The organism is Pantoea sp. DY-17 (assembly GCF_019795975.1).
Classification (GTDB): domain Bacteria; phylum Pseudomonadota; class Gammaproteobacteria; order Enterobacterales; family Enterobacteriaceae; genus Pantoea; species Pantoea leporis.
Genome location: NZ_JAIMIG010000003.1, coordinates 549,747 through 566,116, shown reverse-complemented (window position 1 = coordinate 566,116; position 16,370 = coordinate 549,747). Strand labels below are relative to the sequence as shown.

The window sequence follows — 16,370 nt, the reverse complement described above, 5'->3', positions numbered from 1 at the left end:
TCCCGCACGCGGGAGAGGGAATTATTCAGCTCCAGAGCAGGTCCTCACTATGTCCGAGCAGTTTCTCTATTTTATTCAGCAGATGTTCAACGGGGTGACCCTCGGGAGCACCTACGCGCTGATCGCCATCGGTTACACCATGGTTTACGGCATTATCGGCATGATCAACTTCGCCCACGGCGAGGTGTACATGATCGGTAGCTATGTCTCCTTTATCGTGATTGCCGCCCTGATGATGATGGGCATCGATACCTCGTGGCTGATGATCGCCGCCGGTTTCGTGATGGCGGTGATCATCTCCAGCGCCTATGGCTGGAGCATCGAACGCGTGGCGTACCGGCCAGTGCGATCGTCCAAGCGCCTGATCGCGCTGATCTCAGCGATCGGGATGTCGATCTTCCTGCAAAACTACGTCAGCCTGACGCAAGGCTCGCGCGATCTCGCGCTGCCAAGCCTGATCACCGGCCAGTGGACGTTGGGCGAAAGCAACGGCTTTGCGGCCACGCTTTCCACCATGCAACTGGTGATTTGGGTGGTGACCTTCCTGTCGATGCTGGCGCTGACGCTGTTTATCCGTTATTCGCGCATGGGCCGCGCCTGCCGCGCCTGTGCAGAAGACCTGAAAATGGCCAGCCTGCTGGGTATCAACACCGATCGCGTTATCTCTCTCACCTTTATCATTGGTGCGGCGATGGCCGCGGTGGCGGGCGTATTGCTCGGTCAATTCTACGGCTCCATTAACCCATTCATCGGCTTTATGGCCGGGATGAAAGCCTTCACCGCCGCGGTATTAGGCGGTATCGGCAGTATTCCAGGCGCGATGATTGGCGGCCTGGTGCTGGGTATCGCAGAAGCGCTGACCTCGGCGTATCTGTCGACCGAATATAAAGATGTGGTCTCCTTCGCGCTGCTGATTGTGGTGCTGCTGGTGATGCCAACCGGGATTCTTGGCCGTCCGGAGGTGGAGAAAGTATGAAACGCCTCGGTTTGGTCAACGCCGTGATCTCCACGGTGATGTTGCTGATTCTCGCTACCTTCTTTATGGGCGTGCGCCTCGATCTGGACGGCACCAAACTGGTGGTCGCCAATGCGGGCGCGGTGCGCTGGAACTGGATCTTCATGGGTTGTGCGGTGGTGTTTGTCTTCCAGCTGCTGCGTCCGCTGGTGCAGGGCAAATTCAAACGCAGCGGCAAAGGTTTTGTCCTGCCGGGTTTTGATGGATCAACGCCAAAGCAGAAGCTGTTGATGGCGCTGGTGATTGCCGCCGCCGTTATCTGGCCGTTTCTGGTCTCGCGCGGCAGCGTCGATATCGCCACGCTGACGCTGATCTACGTGATGCTCGGTCTCGGGTTGAACGTGGTGGTGGGTTTATCTGGTTTGCTGGTGCTGGGCTACGGCGGTTTCTACGCCATCGGCGCTTACACCTTCGCGTTGCTAAATCACTATTACGGTTTTGGTTTTTGGGAAAGTCTGCCGCTGGCCGGTTTAGTCGCCGGTGCGTTTGGCCTGATGCTCGGCTTCCCGGTGCTGCGCCTGCGCGGTGACTATCTGGCGATCGTCACGCTCGGCTTCGGTGAAATCGTGCGTATTCTGCTGCTGAATAATACCGCGATCACCGGCGGCCCGAACGGCATCGCGCAGATTCCCAAGCCAAGTCTGTTTGGTCTGGAGTTTGGCCGCCGCGTCAGTGAAGGCGGCTGGAGCACTTTCCATGATTTCTTCGGCCTGAAATACGATCCCAGCGACCGCGTGATTTTCCTCTATCTGGTGGCGCTGCTGCTGGTGGTGCTGACGCTGTTTGTGATCAACCGTTTGCTGCGTATGCCGCTGGGCCGCGCGTGGGAAGCGTTGCGTGAAGATGAGATCGCCTGCCGTTCGCTCGGCCTGAGCCCAACGCGCATCAAGCTGACGGCTTTCACCATCAGCGCCGTGTTCGCCGGCTTCGCGGGGACGCTGTTCGCTGCACGTCAGGGCTTCGTCAGCCCGGAATCCTTCACCTTCGTCGAATCGGCCTTTGTGCTGGCGATTGTGGTGTTGGGCGGCATGGGTTCGCAGCTGGCAGTGATCCTTGCAGCGATTCTGCTGGTGGTATCGCGCGAGCTGATGCGTGATTTGAACGAGTACAGCATGCTGGTGCTCGGCGGTTTGATGGTGCTGATGATGATCTGGCGTCCGCAAGGTCTGCTGCCGATGAAACGTCCGCATCTGAAGATGAAAAGCAGTAAACAAGGAGAGCAGGCATGAGTCAGCCTTTATTAGCCGTTGAAGGCCTGATGATGCGCTTCGGCGGCCTGTTAGCCGTCAACAACGTGGCGCTTGAGCTGCATCCACAAGAAATTGTTTCGCTGATCGGTCCGAACGGTGCCGGTAAAACCACGGTGTTCAACTGCCTGACCGGTTTCTACAAACCGACCGGCGGTACCATCAAACTGCGCGATCAGCCGCTGCAAGGTTTGCCGGGCCAGAAGATTGCGCGTATGGGCATTGTGCGTACCTTCCAGCATGTGCGTCTGTTCCGTGAAATGACGGTGATTGAGAACCTGCTGGTGGCACAGCATCAGCACCTGAAAAGCGGCGTGTTCTCCGGCTTGTTCAAAACCCCGGCTTTCCGTCGCGGTGAGAGCGAAGCGCTGGATCGCGCGGCAACCTGGCTTGAACGCATCGGTTTGCTGGATCTGGCTAACCGTCAGGCGGGAAACCTTGCTTATGGTCAGCAGCGTCGTCTGGAGATTGCGCGCTGCATGGTGACGCGTCCGGAAATCCTGATGCTGGATGAACCGGCGGCGGGTCTTAACCCGCGTGAAACGCACGAACTCGATGAGCTGATCGCCGAACTGCGTGGTGAGCACAAGGTTTCCGTGCTGCTAATTGAACACGATATGAAGCTGGTGATGGGCATTTCTGACCGCATTTACGTGGTGAATCAGGGAACGCCGCTGGCTAACGGCACGCCGGAACAGGTGCGTAACAATCCGGATGTGATCCGTGCTTATTTAGGTGAGGCGTAACATGGCAAACCCGATTTTAACTTTGCAGAATGTCAGCGCCCATTACGGTCCGATTCAGGCGCTGCACAACATTAATCTGCACATCAATCAGGGTGAAATCGTCACGCTGATCGGTGCCAACGGCGCGGGTAAAACCACGTTGCTCGGCACTTTGTGTGGCGAACCACGCGCCACCAGCGGCACCATCACCTTTGATGGTAAAACAATCACCGACTGGCAAACCGCGAAAATCATGCGTGAAGCGATTGCCATCGTGCCGGAAGGCCGTCGGGTGTTTTCGCGCATGACGGTGGAAGAGAACCTGGCGATGGGCGGTTTTTTCGCCACGCGTCAGCAGTATCTGGAGCGTATCGATCGCGTTTATCAGCTGTTTTCACGGCTGGCAGAACGTAAAGCACAGCGCGCGGGCACCATGTCTGGCGGTGAGCAGCAGATGCTGGCGATTGGTCGCGCGTTGATGAGCCAGCCGCGTTTGCTGCTGCTGGATGAGCCGTCGTTGGGTTTGGCGCCGATTATCATTCAGCAGATCTTCGACACCATTGAGCAGCTGCGTAAAGAGGGCATGACCATCTTCCTCGTCGAGCAGAACGCCAATCAGGCGCTGAAGCTGGCAGATCGCGGCTATGTGCTGGAGAACGGCCACGTGGTGCTGGAGGACAGCGGCGAAGCGCTGCTGTCCAACGAAGCGGTGCGGAGTGCGTATTTAGGCGCATAAGTTAGTGCTCGCTGTCCCCCATCCCGGCCTTCCCCCGCAAGCGGGGGAAGGAGACGCTGCCACATGCCACTCCCAACTCACATATAGCAGCATCTTCCTCCCCCATTAATGGGGGAGGACCGAGGAGGGGGACAGCCAGCACGTACCAGCCAGCACTCCTAACCCACCTGTCACATCCCCGTCATAAACCTGTTATTAATCCGTCATTTCCCCGTGTCATGTTACGTCGCGAACTAAAAAATGCGCGCATTCGCGCGTACTTAACAGCACAGGAAAAACCTTATGTCCGCTTTTACGCTTCGTCCCCGCCTGATGAGTGTCGTGCTCGGCCTGGCGCTCAGCGGTAATGCGCTGGCTGCAACTGAGATCCCTTTCTGGCACTCAATGGAAGGCGAGTTAGGCAAAGAAGTTGATTCTCTGGCACAACGTTTTAACCAGGCTCATCCCGATTACAAAATCGTTCCGACTTACAAAGGCAACTACGAGCAGAGCTTAGCAGCGGGTATCGCGGCGGTGCGCGCCGGTAAAGCGCCTGCGCTGCTGCAGGTGTATGAAGTCGGTACGGCGACCATGATGGCGTCGAAAGCTATCGTGCCGGTCAACCAGGTGTTTAAAGACGCCGGCGTGCAAATGGATCCCAGGCAGTTCGTGCCAGCCGTTGCCGGTTACTATAGCGACAGCAAAGGCCAGCTGATCTCGCAGCCGTTCAACAGCTCCACGCCGGTACTGTATTACAACAAAGATGCGTTCAAAAAAGCCGGTCTGAACCCGGATCAGCCACCAAAAACCTGGCAGGAGCTGGCGAAAGACGCCGAAGCGCTGCGCAAAGCCGGCCTGACCTGCGGTTACGCCAGCGGCTGGCAGGGCTGGATTCAGATTGAAAACTTCAGCGCCTGGCACGCGTTGCCGGTCGCCACCAAAAACAACGGCTTTGACGGTACCGATGCGGTGCTGGAGTTCAACAAGCCGGTGCAGGTGCGCCATATCGAAATGCTGGAAGCGATGAACAAGAAGGGGGATTTCACCTACTTCGGTCGCAAAGATGAATCCACCGCCAAGTTCTACAACGGCGATTGCGGCATCACCACCGCGTCGTCCGGTTCGCTGGCCGACATCAAACACTACGCCAAATTTAACTTCGGCGTTGGCATGATGCCGTACGATGAAACCGTTCCGAATGCACCGCAAAACGCCATCATAGGCGGCGCGAGCCTGTGGGTGATGAAAGGCAAAGATGCCAACACCTACAAAGGCGCGGCGGAGTTCATGAAGTTCCTCGCACAGCCGGAAATCGCTGCCGAATGGCACCAGAAAACCGGTTACCTGCCTATCACCACCGCCGCATACGAACTGACTAAGCAACAGGGCTTCTATGACAAGAACCCTGGCGCAGACATCGCTACGCGTCAGATGCTGAACAAAGATCCGCTGCCGTTCACCAAAGGCATGCGTCTGGGCAACATGCCACAGATTCGTACTGTCGTGGATGAAGAGCTGGAAGGCGTGTGGACCGGCAAACAGGCACCGCAAGCTGCGCTGGATAACGCTGTGAAACGCGGTAACGAACTGCTGCGCCGTTTTGAGCAGCAAGTGAAGTAACGCTGTTATCTCGGGGCCGGCGCCAGGCGTTCGCCCCGATTTTTCTCCTGGATTGAGCCTGCTATGTCCTCATCGCGCCCGGTATTTCGCTCCCGTTTTCTGCCCTATTTGCTGCTGCTGCCGCAATTGGTGATCACGGCCATCTTCTTTCTGTGGCCAGCCGGTGAAGCCTTGTGGTATTCACTGCAAAGCATTGATCCTTTTGGCATCTCCAGCACCTTCGTCGGAATGGCGAACTTTAAACGCCTGTTCAGCGACGAGTACTATCTGGCGTCCTTTTGGACCACCATTGAATTCAGTGCGCTGGTCACGATTTGCGGTATGACCTTTTCCCTGCTGCTGGCGGCGCTGGTGGATTACGTGATTCGCCTGCGCAAGCTTTACCAAACCTTGCTGCTGCTGCCGTACGCGGTGGCGCCGGTGGTAGCGGCGGTGCTGTGGATGTTCCTGTTTAATCCGGGCCTCGGTTTGTTCAGCCATCTGCTGAACCAAATGGGCTCCAACTGGAACTACGCGCAAAACAGCGGTCAGGCGATGTTCCTGATTGTGCTGGCGTCGATCTGGCAGCAAATGAGCTATAACTTCCTGTTTTTCTTCGCCGCGCTGCAGTCGATTCCCAAATCGCTGGTGGAAGCGGCAGCGATCGATGGCGCCGGTCCGGTGCGTCGCTTCTTCAATTTGTCCCTGCCGCTGATTACGCCGGTGAGCTTTTTCCTGCTGGTGGTCAATCTGGTGTATGCCTTCTTCGATACCTTCCCGGTGATCGATGCCGCCACCGGCGGCGGGCCAGTACAGGCCACCACCACGCTGATCTACAAAATCTATCGCGAAGGCTTCACCGGGCTGGATCTCTCTTCCTCCGCCGCGCAATCGGTGGTGTTGATGCTGCTGGTGATTGGCCTGACTATCCTGCAATTCCGCTTTGTCGAGCGTAAGGTGCAATACCAATGATTGAGAATCGACGCGGGCTGGACATCTTTAGCCACACCTTGCTGGTGCTGGGCGTGCTGACCATTCTGTTCCCGCTTTACATCGCTTTTGTCGCGGCGACGCTGGATAACGAGGCGGTGTATCAGGTGCCGATGACGCTGCTGCCGGGCACGCATTTGTGGGAGAACATCGCACGCATCTGGACGCATGGCGTGAATGGCAACGGTCCGGCGTTTGGCATGATGATGCTCAACAGCCTGCTGATGGCGCTCGGTATCACTATTGGCAAAATCAGCGTCTCGATGCTCTCCGCCTTCGCGCTGGTGTGGTTCCGCTTCCCGCTGCGTTCGCTGTTTTTCTGGCTGATTTTCATCACCCTGATGCTGCCGGTGGAAGTGCGTATTTTTCCGACGGTGGAAGTGATTTCGACGCTGAATATGCTCGACAGCTACAGCGGCCTAACGCTGCCGCTGATGGCATCGGCGACGGCCACTTTCCTGTTCCGTCAGTTCTTTATGTCACTGCCGGACGAGCTGATTGAGGCGGCGCGTATCGACGGTGCCAGCCCGATGCGCTTCTTCTGGGACATTGTGTTACCGCTGTCCAAAACCAATCTCGCCGCGCTCTTCGTGATCACCTTTATCTACGGATGGAACCAATATCTGTGGCCGCTGCTGATCATCAACGATGCCAGCCTCAGCACCGCCGTCGCCGGAGTGAAAAGTATGATCAACAGCAGCGGCGGGCCTACGCAGTGGAATGAAGTGATGGCGGCAATGTTATTAACCCTGATTCCACCGGTGGTGGTGGTACTCGTGATGCAACGTGCGTTTGTGCGTGGCCTGGTAGAGAGTGATAAATAAATGGCAGGCGTAACCCTTCAGACCGTTACCAAATCGTACGACGGCAAAAATCAAATCATTCAACCATTGAACATCACCATTAACGATGGCGAATTTATGGTGATGGTCGGCCCTTCCGGCTGCGGTAAATCGACGCTGCTGCGCATGGTGGCGGGCCTTGAGCGCGTATCGTCGGGCGACATCTACATCGACGACAAACGCGTCACCCACATGGAGCCGAAAGACCGCGGCATCGCCATGGTGTTCCAGAACTACGCGCTCTATCCGCACATGACGGTGGGCGAAAACATGGCGTATGGCCTGAAAATTCGCGGCATGGGCAAAGTGCAGATTGATCAGCGCGTGATGGAAGCCGCGCGCAGCCTCGAGCTGGATCATCTGCTGCATCGCCGCCCGCGTGAGCTGTCGGGCGGACAGCGTCAGCGCGTGGCGATGGGGCGCGCTATCGTGCGTGAACCGGCGGTTTTCCTGTTTGATGAGCCGCTGTCGAATCTGGATGCGCGCCTGCGCGTGCAGATGCGTCTTGAGCTGCAACAGCTGCATCGCCGCCTGAAAACCACCAGCATCTACGTGACGCACGACCAGGTAGAAGCGATGACGCTGGCGCAACGCGTGATGGTCATGAACAAAGGCGTGGTGGAGCAGGTGGGCACGCCGGTGGAAGTGTACGAGCGTCCGGCCAGCCAGTTTGTTGCCTCGTTTATCGGCGCGCCCGCCATGAATTTGCTGCCAGGGCAAATCAGCAGCGACGGCACGCGTTTCACGCTGGATGCGCTTAACAGCTTGCTGCTGGGCGAGAGCAGAGCCAAATGGGCCAATCGCCTGCTGACGCTCGGCATTCGTCCCGAACACATCAAACTCAGCAGCCGCGATGCGGGCGGCATTCCGCTGGTGGTTGAAACGCTGGAGATGCTCGGCGCGGACAATCTGGCGCACGGCCGCATCGGTAACGCACGCATGGTGGTCCGTTTGCCACACAGCGAGCGCCCGCTGGCGGGCAGCACCTTGTGGCTGCATCTGCCGTCAGATGCGTTACACTTCTTCGATTCAACCTATGGAAAGCGTCTGGAATGAGTCAACACAACTGGCCTTATCCGCACATTGTCGCGCATCGCGGCGGCGGCAAACTGGCCCCGGAAAATACCCTCGCGGCGATTGATGTCGGCGCGCAGCACGGTCACACCATGATCGAGTTTGATGCCAAGCTGTCGCAAGATAAGCAAATTTTCCTGCTGCACGACGATACGCTGGATCGCACCAGCAACGGTTGGGGCGTGGCGGGCGCGCTGTCGTGGCATAAGCTGTCACAGCTGGATGCCGGCGGCTGGTTTAGCCGCGATTACGAAGGCGAACCGCTGGCGCTGGTGAGCGAAGTGGCCGAGCGTTGTCGCCAGCATCAGATGATGGCGAACATCGAGATCAAACCCACCACCGGGCAGGAGGTGGAAACTGGCCGCAATGTGGCGCTGGCCGCACGCGAACTGTGGCAAGGACAAACCGCGCCGCTGCTCTCCTCCTTCTCTTACGCAGCGCTGGAGGCGGCGATGGAGGCAGCACCTGAACTGCCGCGCGGGTTGCTGCTGGATGAGTGGCACGACGATTGGCAGGCGCTGACGGCGCGTCTGGATTGCGTGTCGATCCATCTCAACCACAAATTACTCGACGCCAAACGCACCGCGCAGCTGAAAGCGGCCGGTCTGCATATTCTGGTGTATACCGTGAATCAGCCCGCGCGGGCGCGCGAGCTGTTGAGTTGGGGCGTCGATGCTATCTGCACCGACCGCATCGATATTATCGGTCCCGACTTCCGCTAGTTCTGCTGCTGTTTCTGGCCCGGCTGCGACTGAATCACCCGCTGCTGGGCGCTATCCCGCTGTTCCTGCACCTTGCGCTGGACATCCTGACTTTGCTGCTGCTGATTCTGCTGCAACCTGAGCTTCTGCTGTTGCTGCTGATTCTGCATCTGCGACTGCATCCGCTGCTGGCTCGGGTTGAAGCCGGGTTTGTTCGGATCGTTGGTGCTGTTCAACGTATTTGCCATGCTGCTTAACGGCAGCAATGCTGCGATCACAATTAGCCATTTGTTCATGGTCTTCCTCCATTCATGCAGCCTGCTGTGTGCTGATGCTGCCAAGGTGGCAACACGCGCTGCAGTCATAAGTTTATGCGATATCACAAACCTATGATCCAGGAGTGCGCCGAATTTAGCTTACTGCTACGCTTTTTACCGTGTTTGCAAACACTTGCATAAATAAATAACAAATGGATACCCAAAATAATTCGAGGCGCAGGAAGGCGGCAAACGAGAGAGTCCCGATGAGCTTACATAAGTAAGTGATTCGGGTGAACGAGAGCAGCCAACGCATCTGCACCTTGAAGTATGAAGGGTATAAATAACTTTAAAAGGATGGTGGCAGATGAGGATACAGGGCAACGTGCGTCAGTTCGGCTGGGCATTATTGATGAGTTTTACCGTGGTGCAAGGCGCACACGCTGCGCCCGCCAACGCGCCGCCGGTTTCGTATGGCGTTGATAGTGATACCTTTCACCCGGTAAAAGCCAAACATGGCATGGTGGCATCGGTGGATGCGATGGCGACAGAAGTCGGCGTCGATATTCTTAAGCAGGGCGGTAACGCGGTGGATGCGGCGGTTGCGGTGGGTTTCGCGCTGGCGGTGACGCATCCGCAGGCCGGTAATCTCGGCGGCGGGGGCTTTATGCTGCTACGCACCGCATCGGGCCGCACCACCGCCATCGACTTCCGCGAAATGGCACCGGCGCGCGCGTCACGCGATATGTTCCTTGATAAGCAGGGCAACGCTGATAGTAAGTTGTCACTCACTTCTCATTTAGCCTCAGGTACGCCGGGCACCGTGGCTGGTTTTGCGCTCGCGGCGCAGAAATACGGCACCTTGCCGCTGAGCACATTACTGGCGCCTGCTATCAAACTGGCGCGTGACGGTATCGTAGTGAACGATGCGCTGGCCGACGATCTCGCCACCTACGGCAAAGAGACGCTGATCAACCACGACAACAGCCGCGCGATTTTCTACAAAGCCGACGGTAAGCCGTATCAGAAGGGCGAACGTCTGGTGCAGAAAAACCTCGCGCGTAGCCTGCAGCTGATCGCCCAGCAAGGGCCGGATGCGTTCTATAAAGGCAAAATCGCTGAGGAAATTGCCGGTGAAATGGCGCAGCACGGCGGCCTGATCGGCAAGCAGGATCTGGCGGCCTATCGCGCGGTGGAACGTAAACCGGTGAGCGGCACCTATCGCGGCTATGAAGTGTTCTCCATGCCGCCGCCATCGTCCGGCGGGATTCACATCGTGCAGATCCTCAATATCCTGGAAAACTTCGACTTGGCAAAATTCGGCTTTGGTAGCGCGGATGCGATGCAGGTGATGGCGGAAGCGGAAAAATACGCTTACGCCGACCGTTCCGAATACCTTGGCGATCCTGATTTCGTCAAAGTGCCGCAGCAGGCGCTAACCAGCAAAGCCTACGCCAAAACCCTGGCGCAGCAGATTGACGTCAATAAAGCGCGTCCATCCAGCGAGATCAAACCCGGTAAACTGGCGCCGTATGAAAGCAATCAAACCACGCATTTCTCGGTGGTGGATAAAGATGGCAACGCGGTCGCGGTGACTTACACGCTGAATACTTACTTCGGCAGCGGCATTGTCGCCGGACAAAGCGGCATCTTGATGAACAATGAAATGGATGATTTCTCGGCCAAACCGGGTACGCCAAACGTCTACGGCTTAGTCGGTGGCGAGGCGAATGCGGTGCAACCGGCTAAACGTCCGCTGTCATCAATGTCGCCTACTATTGTGGCAAAAGACGGTAAAACCTGGCTGGTTACCGGTAGCCCAGGCGGCAGCCGTATTATCACCACCGTGCTGCAAATGGTGGTGAACAGCATCGATTTCGGCATGAACGTAGCGGAAGCGACCAACGCACCGCGCTTCCATCATCAATGGTTGCCCGATCAGCTGCGCGTGGAAAAAGGCTTCAGCCCGGATACGTTGCGCCTGCTGGAAGCCAAAGGCCAGCATGTGAAAGTGATGCCCGCGATGGGCAGCACGCAGAGCATTATGATTGGGCCGGACGGCACGCGTTATGGCGCATCGGATCCGCGTTCAGTGGATGATTTAAGCGCAGGTTATTGATCGCTAATGCGCAATAAATTGCGCCGCTACGGTATGTGCACGCATTTGTAGCGGCGCGATTTAACAGGTTATTTCAAGCGCGCCATATAGTGCGTATCCACCATTTCGCCGTCGCGCATGGCGTGACGACGTGCGGTGCCTTCGATCTCAAAGCCAAACTGCTGATACAAGCCAAGCGCTTTATGATTATCGGCGAACACCGTCAGCTCAATGCGCGTCACCTGCAGCCAGTTGTCGCACAAATCAATCATCGCTGACATCAGCGCTTTACCGACGCCGCGCCGATGAAAAGCAGAATCGACGCCCATGCCAAAGGTCGCGGTATGGCGACGGCGCGCCACCGATAGCACTTCCACCGTGAGTTGCCCGGCAATCTGATCGTCAATGCACGCCACTAGCATATGCACACCCGGACGCAGATTACTGAGGCGGTCCTGCCACAGCGTCGGCGATTGATACGGCAGATGCAGCGTGTTGGCCTGCGGTTCAGGCTGACTGTACATGCGCGTTAAAGCAGCAGCATCTTCGGGAATAGCGTGACGAACAACGATCTGACTCATGAGCGACTCCTTGTGCAAAATGGATAAAATCCCCTTTAACATCAAGGAATTCTCGCTCTTCGTCAATGCAAAATAATTCGCAAAAGGGCTTTACAGACGCGAATGATAATGATTATTATTGCCATGCGAGCTCGGAAACGTCTCCTGACAACCGGGTAAGCACGACATTGCTCACATTGCTTCCAGGTATTATTTAGCCAGCTCGGGTGCTGGCTTTTTTTTTGCCTTTACAGCGTGTACCAGGTTGCCGCACCGGGCCCGACCGGCAGATTGAAGACAAACACCCAAAGCACAAACAGCAGCGTCCAGCCAATCATAAACACCACCGAATACGGCAACATCATCGCCACCAGCGTACCGATACCCATATCGCGTCGATAACGCGCCGCCACCGCCATAATCAGGCCAAAGTAACTCATCATGGGTGTAATCACGTTGGTCACCGAATCGCCGATGCGATATGCCGCCTGAATCACTTCGGGCGCAAAGCCGACCAGCATCAGCATCGGGACAAAGATCGGTGCGGTCACCGCCCATTGCGCCGAGGCGGAGCCAATCATCAGGTTGATAAAGCCGCAGATCATGATGAAGCAGACAAACAGCAGCGGCGCGCCCATATCGATTGATGCCAGCAGATTAGCGCCTTTCACTGCCACCACGGTGCCGAAATTGCTCCAGTTAAAAAACGCCACGAACTGCGCAGCAAAGAACACCAGCACGATATACATGCCCATGCTGCTCATACTGGCGGACATGGCGTTAATGACGTCGCGATCGTTGCGCATATTGCCGATCAGGCGGCCATATACCATGCCGGGAATAGCGAAGAAGACAAAGATAAACACCACGATGCCCTTCAGGAACGGTGAACCCGCCAGCGTGCCGGTTTTCGGGTTGAGTAACACGCCGTAGCCCGGAATCACGGTCAGGATCAGCAGCAGCGTAACGCCAAGAACCGCCCAGCCCGCGCCTTTCAACGCCCGACGTTCTTGCGTCGTCAGCGCGCCCATATCGCCTCGCACCGCATCACCTTCGCTGTCGTGATATTTGCCCAGTTTAGGTTCGACGATGCTGTTGGTGATCCAGGTGCCAAGAATGGCAATCACGAAGGTACTGACAAACATAAAGTACCAGTTCACTTCCGGGCCAACATGGTAGTCAGGATCGATAATCTGCGCGGCGCTTTGGGTAATGCCCGAGAGCAGCGGATCGATGGTGCCAAGCAGTAAGTTGGCGCTGTAGCCGCCAGAAACCCCGGCAAACGCCGCGGCCAGGCCCGCCAGGGGATGACGGCCCAATGAGTGGAAAATCATCGCGGCCAGCGGAATCAGCACCACATAGCCCAGCTCAGAAGCGGTGTTGGAGATAATGCCAGCGAAGACGATGGTGAAGGTGATGAGCTTTTTCGGTGCGTTAAACACCAGCGCGCGCATCGCCGCCGAGAGCAGCCCTGAATGTTCGGCAATCCCCACACCGAGCAGCGCAACCAACACGGTGCCGAGCGGCGCAAAGCCGGTAAAGTTGGTGACCAGATGGCTGACGATGCGTTGCAAACCTTCGGCACTCATCAGGCTAACCACGTGAATCACACCGTCTGGTGCGCGTCCTGCCGCGCCAACTGGGCGGGGATCGATCACGTTGACGCCAAACGCTGCGGCAACGGCAGACGCAACAATGATAAACAGTGAAAACAGGGCAAATAGAGTAATCGGATGCGGTAATAAATTACCCAGCCATTCAACGGTATTCAAAAAGCGCTCAATCGGGCGCTTAGCGGGTGGAGTGATGTGTTCTGACATAATTTTTCCTTGTTATTCCTGCTTGCAGGGTCCGTGATGCTCATTGTTATGTAGTGGGTTATCTACAAGACCAATCTCGTTCGCACTTCCTCATCAGTAAAACCTGGGTCGTTTTTTCGTTTTCATTCACTTTTTTTGAACAGAGGGATGAAGTTTTTCAGCTATCAATCAATCCTTCGCAGTACCAAACTGTAAAAAACATTGAGGAGAATTGAACATGATTTATGTACGTAAAGCTGAAGAACGCGGTCACGCTAATCACGGTTGGCTGGATAGCTGGCACACCTTTTCTTTCGCCGATTATCACGATGCCAACTTTATGGGCTTCTCGGCACTGCGCGTGATTAACGAAGATGTTATCGATGGTGGTCAGGGCTTCGGCACCCATCCGCATAAAGACATGGAAATCCTGACCTATGTGCTGTCTGGCACCGTTGAACATCAAGACAGCATGGGCAATAAAGAGCAGATTCCGAGCGGTGAGTTCCAAATCATGAGCGCCGGTACCGGCGTGCGACATTCGGAGTACAACGCCAGCGCCACCGATCCGCTGCACCTGTATCAGATCTGGGTCATTCCAGAGCGCAAAGGCATTGAGCCGCGTTACGCGCAACGCCGTTTCGATGATGTTAAAGGCCGCCAGTTTGTGCTGACGCCGGATGAACGTGACGGATCGCTCAAGGTGTTTCAGGACATGACGTTGTCGCGCTGGGTCTTTGCTGAGGGCGAAAGCGATAAAGTGACAGTTGAAGCCGGTCGTCGCGTGTGGATTCAGGTGGTGAAAGGGCTGGTGAGCGTGAATGGCGAACAGGTTGGCAGCAGCGATGCGCTGGCGATTTGGGATGAAAGCGCGCTGAGCATCAAAGCTGACAGCGGTGCAGAGATTCTGCTGTTTGATTTGCCACCGGTTTAAAGGTCGCGCAATGAACGGCGCCGCTGCAATATCTGCACGTATTGGTAGCGGCGCGATTGATCGCGCAGGTTTTCCTCAAAGGCAGTGCATGACAAAAAAATGATAAACTCGTCGTATCTCTGATTTCAGGCGCATACGATGAAGAAGAAAAGACCGGTATTACAGGACGTTGCCGATCGTGTCGGCATCACAAAAATGACCGTCAGTCGCTACCTGCGCAATCCCGATCAGGTTTCTGCGGCGCTGCGCGATAAGATCGCCGTGGCGCTGGACGAACTCGGTTACATCCCCAATCGCGCCCCCGATATGCTCTCCAACGCCACCAGCCGCGCTATCGGCGTGCTGCTGCCTTCCTTAACCAACCAGGTTTTCGCCGACGTATTGCGCGGCATTGAGGCCGTCACCGACGAAGCGGGTTACCAAACGCTGGTGGCGCATTTTGGCTACAACGCGCAGAAAGAGGAGTTACAGCTGCGATCGCTGCTCGGCTGGAACATCGACGGCGTGATCCTCACCGAGCGTACCCATACGCCGGGCACGCTGCGCATGCTGGAAGTAGCGGGCATTCCAGTGATTGAGATGATGGATTCGGTCACGCCGTGCCTCGATATGGCGGTGGGCTTTGATAACGTCGAAGCAGCACGGCAGATGACGCATGCTATTCTGAAAAAAGGCCATCGCCATACGGTTTACCTCGGCGCGCGCCTTGATGAACGTACCTTGCAGAAGCAACAGGGCTACGAAAAAGCGATGCGCGAAGCGGGGCTCACGCCACACAGCGTGATGATGGAGGATGCCTCCTCTTTCAGCGCCGGCGCGCAACTGCTGTGCGAAGCGCAAAAGCGTTATCCGGAAACTGACAGCCTGTTTTGTACCAACGATGACCTCGCGGTAGGCGCGATGTTTGAGTGCCAGCGTCAGGGATTACGCGTGCCGCAGCAGATGGCGATTGCCGGTTTCCACGGCCACGACATTACGCAAGTGGTGAATCCGCGCCTCGCCACGGTGTTAACGCCGCGCGAGCGTATGGGACGGGAATCGGCAGCGATGCTGCTGGCGCGAATTGGCGGCGATCGCACGCTAACGCAACCGCTGGATGTTGGCTTTGAAATCTCCGAAGGTGACAGCATCTGATTTTGGCGATTATTTGAGTCAGTTCACATTTTCGTGCTTTTCCACCTGAGAAGGGTTGCCAGCCTTTCAGTGGGCTCTGACAATGGCAGCTCAATTTGTTATCGGTAACATTGGGCAGAATTCACTGCCGGAGCGCAAAACAATGACAACGCCATCTCCATCGCACCACGTCTTTATCCTGATGGGCGTTTCCGGCAGCGGAAAATCTGCCGTCGCCAATCAGGTTTCTCATCAGTTAAACACTGCGTTCCTCGATGGGGATTTCCTCCATCCGCGCAGCAACATCATGAAAATGGCGGATGGCCATCCGCTGGACGACAACGATCGCCAGCCGTGGCTGCAGGCGCTGAATGATGCGGCATTTGCCATGCAGCGCACGCAGGAGATCTCCATCATCGTCTGTTCGGCGCTGAAAAAGTCCTATCGCGATATCCTGCGTCAGGGCAACGAGAACCTGAAATTCATCTATCTGCAGGGCGACTTCGAAACCATTGAATCCCGCCTGAAAGCGCGTAAAGGTCACTTCTTCAAACCGCAGATGCTGGTGACGCAGTTCGCCACGCTGCAGGAACCCGGCGCGGATGAGCCCGATGTACTAGTGGTTGATATCAATCATTCACTGGATGAGGTAGTTGCGGCCACGGTTGCGACCATTGAGGGTGCAATCAACAAGGGTTAGT

Annotated in this window: 16 protein-coding genes; 13 read left to right on the top strand and 3 right to left on the bottom strand. The window is 56.4% G+C overall.

Features of this window, described 5'->3' with window-relative positions; all coding sequences use genetic code 11:
- Positions 1-49 precede the first annotated feature (49 nt).
- The 9 genes from livH to ugpQ all read left to right on the top strand — a co-directional run bounded on the left by livH (position 50) and on the right by ugpQ (position 8,929).
- Positions 50-976, top strand: a complete 927-nt coding sequence (livH, locus tag K5Y33_RS16755; protein ID WP_101763097.1) for a high-affinity branched-chain amino acid ABC transporter permease LivH — start codon at positions 50-52, stop codon at positions 974-976.
- On the top strand, positions 973-2,244 hold the full coding sequence (locus tag K5Y33_RS16750; RefSeq protein WP_110868130.1) for a high-affinity branched-chain amino acid ABC transporter permease LivM: 1,272 nt from the start codon (positions 973-975) through the stop codon (positions 2,242-2,244). The genes livH and K5Y33_RS16750 overlap by 4 nt, the downstream gene beginning before the upstream one ends.
- Positions 2,241-3,008 carry a high-affinity branched-chain amino acid ABC transporter ATP-binding protein LivG gene (livG, locus tag K5Y33_RS16745; protein ID WP_192412710.1) on the top strand — a complete coding sequence of 256 codons (768 nt, stop codon included), beginning with the start codon at positions 2,241-2,243 and terminating at the stop codon, positions 3,006-3,008. Before K5Y33_RS16750 ends, livG begins: the two co-directional genes overlap by 4 nt.
- A gap of 1 nt (position 3,009) precedes the next feature.
- The gene (gene livF / locus K5Y33_RS16740) at positions 3,010-3,723 is read left to right on the top strand and encodes a high-affinity branched-chain amino acid ABC transporter ATP-binding protein LivF (protein WP_101763094.1); all 714 of its coding nucleotides are present in this window, start codon (positions 3,010-3,012) and stop codon (positions 3,721-3,723) included.
- 282 nt (positions 3,724-4,005) lie between these two features.
- A complete protein-coding gene (ugpB, locus tag K5Y33_RS16735; RefSeq protein WP_222234585.1) occupies positions 4,006-5,322 on the top strand; it encodes a sn-glycerol-3-phosphate ABC transporter substrate-binding protein UgpB in 1,317 nt (438 codons plus the stop codon).
- Between the two features lie 63 nt (positions 5,323-5,385).
- Positions 5,386-6,273: a sn-glycerol-3-phosphate ABC transporter permease UgpA gene (gene ugpA / locus K5Y33_RS16730; protein ID WP_222234583.1), complete on the top strand. Its 888-nt coding sequence runs from the start codon at positions 5,386-5,388 to the stop codon at positions 6,271-6,273.
- A complete protein-coding gene (ugpE, locus tag K5Y33_RS16725) occupies positions 6,270-7,115 on the top strand; it encodes a sn-glycerol-3-phosphate ABC transporter permease UgpE (protein WP_101763091.1) in 846 nt (281 codons plus the stop codon). The genes ugpA and ugpE overlap by 4 nt, the downstream gene beginning before the upstream one ends.
- Positions 7,116-8,189 carry a sn-glycerol-3-phosphate import ATP-binding protein UgpC gene (locus K5Y33_RS16720; protein WP_222234581.1) on the top strand — a complete coding sequence of 358 codons (1,074 nt, stop codon included), beginning with the start codon at positions 7,116-7,118 and terminating at the stop codon, positions 8,187-8,189. It abuts the gene before it with no gap.
- Positions 8,186-8,929, top strand: coding sequence for a glycerophosphodiester phosphodiesterase (gene ugpQ, locus K5Y33_RS16715; protein WP_222234579.1), 744 nt, complete (start codon positions 8,186-8,188; stop codon positions 8,927-8,929). The genes K5Y33_RS16720 and ugpQ overlap by 4 nt, the downstream gene beginning before the upstream one ends.
- Here the strand turns inward: ugpQ and K5Y33_RS16710 are convergent.
- The gene (locus K5Y33_RS16710; protein ID WP_101763088.1) at positions 8,926-9,204 is read right to left on the bottom strand and encodes a DUF2756 domain-containing protein; all 279 of its coding nucleotides are present in this window, start codon (positions 9,202-9,204) and stop codon (positions 8,926-8,928) included. The two genes, ugpQ and K5Y33_RS16710, sit on opposite strands and share 4 nt — an antisense overlap.
- A 328-nt stretch (positions 9,205-9,532) precedes the next feature.
- Between K5Y33_RS16710 and ggt the strand changes: the two genes are divergently transcribed.
- The gene (gene ggt, locus K5Y33_RS16705) at positions 9,533-11,284 is read left to right on the top strand and encodes a gamma-glutamyltransferase (protein ID WP_222234577.1); all 1,752 of its coding nucleotides are present in this window, start codon (positions 9,533-9,535) and stop codon (positions 11,282-11,284) included.
- 68 nt (positions 11,285-11,352) lie between these two features.
- Here ggt and K5Y33_RS16700 read toward each other — a convergent pair whose 3' ends face one another.
- On the bottom strand, positions 11,353-11,844 hold the full coding sequence (locus tag K5Y33_RS16700) for a GNAT family N-acetyltransferase (RefSeq protein WP_137384955.1): 492 nt from the start codon (positions 11,842-11,844) through the stop codon (positions 11,353-11,355).
- Between the two features lie 227 nt (positions 11,845-12,071).
- Entirely contained in the window at positions 12,072-13,643 is a 1,572-nt protein-coding gene (locus tag K5Y33_RS16695; protein WP_222234575.1) for an AbgT family transporter, read from the bottom strand.
- A gap of 217 nt (positions 13,644-13,860) precedes the next feature.
- Here K5Y33_RS16695 and K5Y33_RS16690 point away from each other — a divergent pair, with 217 nt between their 5' ends.
- From K5Y33_RS16690 to gntK, 3 genes are all read left to right on the top strand, one after another.
- Positions 13,861-14,556 (top strand): pirin family protein, encoded by a 696-nt coding sequence (locus K5Y33_RS16690; RefSeq protein WP_222234574.1) that lies wholly within the window; start codon positions 13,861-13,863, stop codon positions 14,554-14,556.
- 138 nt (positions 14,557-14,694) lie between these two features.
- Positions 14,695-15,690, top strand: coding sequence for a gluconate operon transcriptional repressor GntR (gene gntR / locus K5Y33_RS16685; protein ID WP_101763082.1), 996 nt, complete (start codon positions 14,695-14,697; stop codon positions 15,688-15,690).
- A 142-nt stretch (positions 15,691-15,832) separates the two neighbouring features.
- Positions 15,833-16,369, top strand: coding sequence for a gluconokinase (gene gntK, locus K5Y33_RS16680; protein WP_036621490.1), 537 nt, complete (start codon positions 15,833-15,835; stop codon positions 16,367-16,369).
- Position 16,370 lies beyond the last annotated feature (1 nt).

Bases quoted from the DNA above. Each gene is read 5' to 3' on its own strand.
- ugpE (WP_101763091.1), top strand. From the start codon at position 6,270: ATGATTGAGAATCGACGCGGGCTGGACATCTTTAGCCACACCTTGCTG.
- livF (WP_101763094.1), top strand. From the start codon at position 3,010: ATGGCAAACCCGATTTTAACTTTGCAGAATGTCAGCGCCCATTACGGT.
- ggt (WP_222234577.1), top strand. From the start codon at position 9,533: ATGAGGATACAGGGCAACGTGCGTCAGTTCGGCTGGGCATTATTGATG.
- livG (WP_192412710.1), top strand. From the start codon at position 2,241: ATGAGTCAGCCTTTATTAGCCGTTGAAGGCCTGATGATGCGCTTCGGC.
- K5Y33_RS16750 (WP_110868130.1), top strand. From the start codon at position 973: ATGAAACGCCTCGGTTTGGTCAACGCCGTGATCTCCACGGTGATGTTG.
- K5Y33_RS16690 (WP_222234574.1), top strand. From the start codon at position 13,861: ATGATTTATGTACGTAAAGCTGAAGAACGCGGTCACGCTAATCACGGT.
- ugpB (WP_222234585.1), top strand. From the start codon at position 4,006: ATGTCCGCTTTTACGCTTCGTCCCCGCCTGATGAGTGTCGTGCTCGGC.
- K5Y33_RS16720 (WP_222234581.1), top strand. From the start codon at position 7,116: ATGGCAGGCGTAACCCTTCAGACCGTTACCAAATCGTACGACGGCAAA.
- livH (WP_101763097.1), top strand. From the start codon at position 50: ATGTCCGAGCAGTTTCTCTATTTTATTCAGCAGATGTTCAACGGGGTG.
- K5Y33_RS16695 (WP_222234575.1), bottom strand. From the start codon at position 13,643: ATGTCAGAACACATCACTCCACCCGCTAAGCGCCCGATTGAGCGCTTT.
- ugpA (WP_222234583.1), top strand. From the start codon at position 5,386: ATGTCCTCATCGCGCCCGGTATTTCGCTCCCGTTTTCTGCCCTATTTG.
- gntK (WP_036621490.1), top strand. From the start codon at position 15,833: ATGACAACGCCATCTCCATCGCACCACGTCTTTATCCTGATGGGCGTT.
- K5Y33_RS16710 (WP_101763088.1), bottom strand. From the start codon at position 9,204: ATGAACAAATGGCTAATTGTGATCGCAGCATTGCTGCCGTTAAGCAGC.
- ugpQ (WP_222234579.1), top strand. From the start codon at position 8,186: ATGAGTCAACACAACTGGCCTTATCCGCACATTGTCGCGCATCGCGGC.
- gntR (WP_101763082.1), top strand. From the start codon at position 14,695: ATGAAGAAGAAAAGACCGGTATTACAGGACGTTGCCGATCGTGTCGGC.
- K5Y33_RS16700 (WP_137384955.1), bottom strand. From the start codon at position 11,844: ATGAGTCAGATCGTTGTTCGTCACGCTATTCCCGAAGATGCTGCTGCT.